Origin of the sequence: Streptomyces sp. NRRL WC-3549 (genome assembly GCF_000721935.1) — a bacterium.
GTDB lineage: Bacteria > Actinomycetota > Actinomycetes > Streptomycetales > Streptomycetaceae > Streptomyces.
The window spans coordinates 41,832-42,701 of sequence record NZ_KL585423.1; the positions used below are offsets into that span (position 1 = coordinate 41,832).

Annotated in this window: 1 pseudogene; it reads left to right on the forward strand. The window is 71.3% G+C overall.

What is annotated here, in order from left to right:
* Positions 1–870: pseudogene (gene eccCb / locus IH13_RS0126535) on the forward strand (type VII secretion protein EccCb); the annotation flags it as partial.

Here is an 870-nt window from a genome sequence, read left to right on the forward strand (position 1 = left end):
ATGTGTATAAGAGACAGCCCCGGACCCCGCACTCGGCCTGACGACGGTCGGCTCGTCGAACCGGGGGCGGCTCACCATCCCCATCGGCATCATCGACCGCCCCTTCGACCAGCTCCGCGACCTGCTGAGCGTCGACCTCTCCGGCGCGGGCGGGCACATCGCCGTCGCGGGCGGTCCGCAGAGCGGCAAGAGCACGATGGTGCGCACGATCATGACCGCGCTCGCCCTCACCCACACCCCTCGCGAGGTGCAGTTCTACTGTCTCGACTTCGGCGGTGGAACGCTCGCGTCACTGGCCGGCCTGCCGCACGTCAGCGGGGTCGCGGCGCGCCTGGACACCGAGCGGGTCGGCCGTACGGTCTCCGAGGTCACCACGCTGCTGGCGGAGCGCGAGCGGTTCTTCCTGGACCACGGCATCGACTCCATGGCGACCTTCCGGCGCCGGCTGGCGGCCGGGGAGTTCCCCGAGCACCGGCACGGTGACGTGTTCCTGGTGGTCGACGGCTGGTCGACGGTCCGCCAGGACTTCGACCGGTACATCCAGACCTTCGGGGCGATCGCCGCCCGCGGTCTCAACTACGGCATCCACCTGATCGTCACCACCGCCCGCTGGGTGGAGCTGACCTCCTCCATCCGGGACCAGGCGGCCACCCACCTCGAGTTGCGGATGGGCGACCCCATGGACTCCGAGATCGACATGCGGCGCGCCGCGACCGTACCGCGGCTGCCGGGACGCGGCCTGACCAGGGAAGCCAAGCTGCACTACCTCACCGCGCTCCCGCGGATCGACGGCGTGGAGTCCGCGGACGACCTGTCCGACGGGGTGGCGGGTCTGGTGGCGGCGGTCCGGGAGAGCTGGCAGGGCCCGCT